This window comes from Ruminococcus sp. zg-924, assembly GCF_024433635.1.
GTDB lineage: Bacteria > Bacillota > Clostridia > Oscillospirales > Acutalibacteraceae > UBA7067.
Map to the genome: position 1 here is coordinate 1 of NZ_WNJZ01000030.1, position 5,151 is coordinate 5,151.

2 tRNA genes and 2 rRNA genes are annotated in these 5,151 nt (G+C 50.2%); all 4 read right to left on the bottom strand.

Features of this window, described 5'->3' with window-relative positions:
- Positions 1-67: 67 nt before the first annotated feature.
- The 4 genes from GMA13_RS10425 to GMA13_RS10440 all read right to left on the bottom strand — a co-directional run bounded on the left by GMA13_RS10425 (position 68) and on the right by GMA13_RS10440 (position 4,921).
- Positions 68-2,900, bottom strand: a 23S ribosomal RNA gene (locus tag GMA13_RS10425).
- Positions 2,901-3,070: 170 nt separating this feature from the next.
- A tRNA-Ile gene (locus GMA13_RS10430) sits at positions 3,071-3,147 on the bottom strand.
- A 49-nt stretch (positions 3,148-3,196) separates the two neighbouring features.
- Positions 3,197-3,272: transfer RNA gene (locus tag GMA13_RS10435), tRNA-Ala, on the bottom strand.
- A gap of 115 nt (positions 3,273-3,387) precedes the next feature.
- Positions 3,388-4,921, bottom strand: a 16S ribosomal RNA gene (locus GMA13_RS10440).
- Together the 16S and 23S rRNA genes with 2 tRNA genes alongside form the textbook arrangement of a ribosomal RNA operon.
- Between the last annotated feature and the right edge of the window lie 230 nt (positions 4,922-5,151).

A 5,151-nucleotide genomic window follows, 5' to 3' on the forward strand; every position in this document is an offset into this window, starting at 1 on the left:
AGCACCCTGAAAACTGAATAAAGATTTAGAAAAGAAGAAACATTGCACTGAGTTAACCAAAAGGACTGTGGTCAAGCCCTCGACCTATTAGTACTGCCAAGCTGAATGCCTCACGGCACTTACACACGCAGCCTATCAACCTCGTAGTCTTCAAGGGGTCTTACTCGATTAACTCGATGGGATATCTTATCTTGGAGCCGGCTTCACGCTTAGATGCTTTCAGCGTTTATCCGTTCCGCACATAGCTGCCCAGCTGTGCCACTGGCGTGACAACTGGTGCACCAGCGGTGCGTCCATCCCGGTCCTCTCGTACTAAGGACAGAGCTCCTCAAATATCCTGCGCCCACGACAGATAGGGACCGAACTGTCTCACGACGTTCTGAACCCAGCTCGCGTACCACTTTAATCGGCGAACAGCCGAACCCTTGGGACCGAATACAGCCCCAGGATGTGATGAGCCGACATCGAGGTGCCAAACCTCCCCGTCGATGTGGACTCTTGGGGGAGATCAGCCTGTTATCCCCAGGGTAGCTTTTATCCGTTGAGCGACGGCATTTCCATTCACATACCGCCGGATCACTAACTCCTACTTTCGTACCTGCTCGGGCCGTCACCCTCGCAGTTAAGTTGGCTTGTGCGTTTACACTCAAAAGCACGGTTTCCGTCCGTGCTGAGCCAACCTTTGAGCGCCTCCGTTACTCTTTCGGAGGCGACCGCCCCAGTCAAACTGCCCGCCTAACAATGTCCCCCGACCAGATTCATGGCCGCAGGTTAGAATTCCAGCAATCTAAGAGTGGTATCCCAACGTCGACTCCACATACACTGGCGTGCATGCTTCCTTGTCTCCCACCTATCCTGTACATAGATTACCGAAACCCAATATTAAGCTGCAGTAAAGCTCCATGGGGTCTTTCCGTCTTGTCGCAGGTAACCGGCATCTTCACCGGTACTACAATTTCGCCGGGCAGGTAGTTGAGACAGTGCCCAGATCGTTACACCATTCGTGCGGGTCGGAACTTACCCGACAAGGAATTTCGCTACCTTAGGACCGTTATAGTTACGGCCGCCGTTTACCGGGGCTTCAATTCAGAGCTTGCACTCCTCCTCTTAACCTTCCGGCACCGGGCAGGTGTCAGCCCCTATACTTCATCTTTCGATTTGGCAGAGACCTGTGTTTTTGCTAAACAGTCGCCTGGGCCTATTCTCTGCGGCTCACTTGCGTGAGCACCCCTTTTCCCTAAGTTACGGGGTCAATTTGCCGAGTTCCTTAACTACCTTTCTCCCGTTGGCCTTAGAATTCTCTTCCTGTCCACCTGTGTCGGTTTGCGGTACGGGCACCTTAGATATCCACAAAGCTTTTCTCGCCCTAATCTAAACATACTTCCCTACTATATTTCAGTCCCTTACGCCCGGGTAAACCATCTCCCGGGATATGCCCTTCTTAGGTGTCCCTTTGCTTAAATCTTTCGGTGGTTACGGAATATCTACCGTATGTGCATCGACTACGCCTTTCGGCCTCGCCTTAGCTCCCGACTTACTTGGAGCGGACGAACCTTCCTCCAAAAACCTTAGACTTTCGGCCAATATGATTCTCACATATTTCTCGCTACTTATTCCGGCATTCTCACTTCTGTAAAGTCCACCGCCGCTTTCGCTACGACTTCTCCCCTTACAGAACGCTCTCCTACCATACCTTACGGTATCCCAAGCTTCGGTGTATAGTTTAGCCCCGTTAAATTTTCGGCGCAGAGTCACTCGACCAGTGAGCTATTACGCACTCTTTTAATGAGTGGCTGCTTCTAAGCCAACATCCTGGTTGTCTGGGCAACTCCACATCCTTTTCCACTTAACTATACTTTGGGACCTTAGCTGTGGGTCTGGGCTGTTTCCCTTTTGACAATGAAACTTATCTCCCACTGTCTGACTCCCGAAAAACAATTATCTGGCATTCTTAGTTTGATAAGGTTCAGTAACCTCTCGGCCCCTAGCCTATTCAGTGCTTTACCTCCAGTAATCTATTTCGAGGCTAGCCCTAAAGCTATTTCGGAGAGAACCAGCTATCTCCGGGTTCGATTGGAATTTCTCCGCTATCCACAGCTCATCCGCTACCATTTCAACGGGAGTCGGTTCGGCCCTCCATGGAGTTTTACCTCCACTTCAGCCTGGCCATGGATAGGTCACCCGGTTTCGGGTCGAATACATCTGACTTCGTACGCCCTATTAAGACTCGCTCTCGCTACGGCTTCACACCTTAAGTGCTTAACCTTGCCAGATACATTCACTCGCCGGACCATTCTACAAAAGGTACCCGATCACCCTTTGACGGGCTCTCGGTGCTTGTAAGCACAAGGTTTCAGGTTCTTTTTCACTCCCCTCCCGGGGTGCTTTTCACCTTTCCTTCACAGTACTGTTCTCTATCGGTCATCAGGTAGTATTTAGGCTTGGAGGATGGTCCCCCCATCTTCCCACGGGGTTTCACGTGTCCCGCGGTACTCTGGATACAGCCGGCTGTTCTCACCTTTCGCATACAAGACTCTCACTTTCTTTGGTGGGCCTTCCCATGCCCTTCTGCTAGGCTTAAACATGCTTCTTGCTGTCCGAACCCCGAAAGTATTACTACTCTCGGTTTGGCCTCTTCCGCTTTCGCTCGCCACTACTAGCGGAATCTCGGTTGATTTCTTTTCCTCGCCCTACTTAGATGTTTCAGTTCAGGCGGTTCCCCTCATATACCTATTTATTCAGTATATGATGACCAGACATGACTCTGGCCGGATTTCTCCATTCGGACATCCACGGATATAACGCCCACTTACGGCTCCCCGTGGCTTTTCGCAGTTCGTCGCGTCCTTCTTCGGCTCCTGATGCCAAGGCATTCCCCTTGTGCTCTTTGTAGCTTGACCATGTGTTCTCTTTTGGTTCTTCTTGCTTTCGCTTTCTGCTTCAGCGCAATTGTAGTAATTTTACCTTTATCTTTGAGTTTCAAAAATTATTGTCTAATTACATCCTTCTTGCTTTTCTGCTTCTTTATTCAGTTTTCAAAGTGCTTCATTTCGTCTTGCCTTTGCAAGACTGGTGGGCTTAAGTGGACTCGAACCACCGACCTCACGCTTATCAGGCGTGCGCTCTAACCGGCTGAGCTATAAGCCCATATTCCCGGCTGTTCTTTTCACTCCAGCCTTCTTTTACCCTCTCGGGTTGGTGGAGATAAACGGGATCGAACCGTTGACCCCCTGCTTGCAAAGCAGGTGCTCTCCCAGCTGAGCTATACCCCCGTATATCTGCTTCAAAGTCTTTTGGTTTTACCTCAAGACCCTGAAAATTAAACAACGCTCTCTTTTGCTCCGTAATCCTGACCTTGGATTTTGAACTTGCGTTCTTGCTCCATAGAAAGGAGGTGATCCAGCCGCACCTTCCGATACGGCTACCTTGTTACGACTTCACCCCAGTCGCCAATCCTACCTTCGGCAGCGTCCTCCTTGCGGTTAGACTACTGACTTCGGGTATTACCGGCTCCCATGGTGTGACGGGCGGTGTGTACAAGGCCCGGGAACGTATTCACCGCAGCATTCTGATCTGCGATTACTAGCAATTCCAACTTCATGTAGGCGGGTTGCAGCCTACAATCCGAACTGGGACCGTTTTTGGGGGTTTGCTCTGCCTCGCGGCTTTGCTTCCCTCTGTTTACGGCCATTGTAGTACGTGTGTAGCCCAGGTCATAAGGGGCATGATGATTTGACGTCGTCCCCACCTTCCTCCGTTTTGTCAACGGCAGTCCTGTTAGAGTGCTCTTCCGTAGCAACTAACAGCAAGGGTTGCGCTCGTTGCGGGACTTAACCCAACATCTCACGACACGAGCTGACGACAACCATGCACCACCTGTCTCGACTTTCCCCGAAGGGCACCTAATGTATCTCTACTTCGTTAGTCGGATGTCAAGACCTGGTAAGGTTCTTCGCGTTGCTTCGAATTAAACCACATACTCCACTGCTTGTGCGGGCCCCCGTCAATTCCTTTGAGTTTCAACCTTGCGGTCGTACTCCCCAGGTGGATTACTTATTGTGTTAACTGCGGCACGGAAGGGGTCAGACCCCCCACACCTAGTAATCATCGTTTACAGCGTGGACTACCAGGGTATCTAATCCTGTTTGCTACCCACGCTTTCGTGCCTCAGCGTCAGTTAAAGCCCAGCAGGCCGCCTTCGCCACTGGTGTTCCTCCCGATCTCTACGCATTTCACCGCTACACCGGGAATTCCGCCTGCCTCTACTTCACTCAAGCTAGACAGTTTCAAATGCAGCTTACGGGTTGAGCCCGTACATTTCACATCTGACTTGCCTTGCCGCCTACGCACCCTTTACACCCAGTAAATCCGGACAACGCTTGCTCCCTATGTATTACCGCGGCTGCTGGCACATAGTTAGCCGGAGCTTATTCGTTAAGTACCGTCACTTTATTCGTCCTTAACAAAAGAAGTTTACAATCCGAAAACCGTCTTCCTTCACGCGGCGTTGCTGCGTCAGGGTTTCCCCCATTGCGCAATATCCCCCACTGCTGCCTCCCGTAGGAGTCTGGGCCGTGTCTCAGTCCCAATGTGGCCGTTCAACCTCTCAGTCCGGCTACCGATCGTCGCCTTGGTGGGCCGTTACCCCTCCAACTAGCTAATCGGACGCGAGTCCATCTTTCAGCGGATTGCTCCTTTGATATTAGAGCCATGCGACCCTTATATGTCATGCGGTATTAGCAATCTTTTCAGATTGTTATCCCCCTCTGAAAGGCAGGTTACTCACGCGTTACTCACCCGTCCGCCACTAAGCTATATCAATTTCATACCGAAGTATTCTTTCAATATAGCTCCGTTCGACTTGCATGTGTTAGGCACGCCGCCAGCGTTCGTCCTGAGCCAGGATCAAACTCTCTAAAAAATTGTATCATAACACCGTAGTGTTAAAATCTTTTAAAAAAGCTCTTTAGCTCATTCTCTGATACGCTTGCGTATCTTTGACATTTGTTGTGTTGTCTTCACTGTAATTTTGAGTAAACTCAAATTAATTACGGGTTAATTGATTGCGTTGTTTAATTTTCAAGGTCCTGTTCTGAACACAAGATTTTGCGATTCCCAAGCCGTTTTTTACAACTTTTTGTGTTGCTCTCG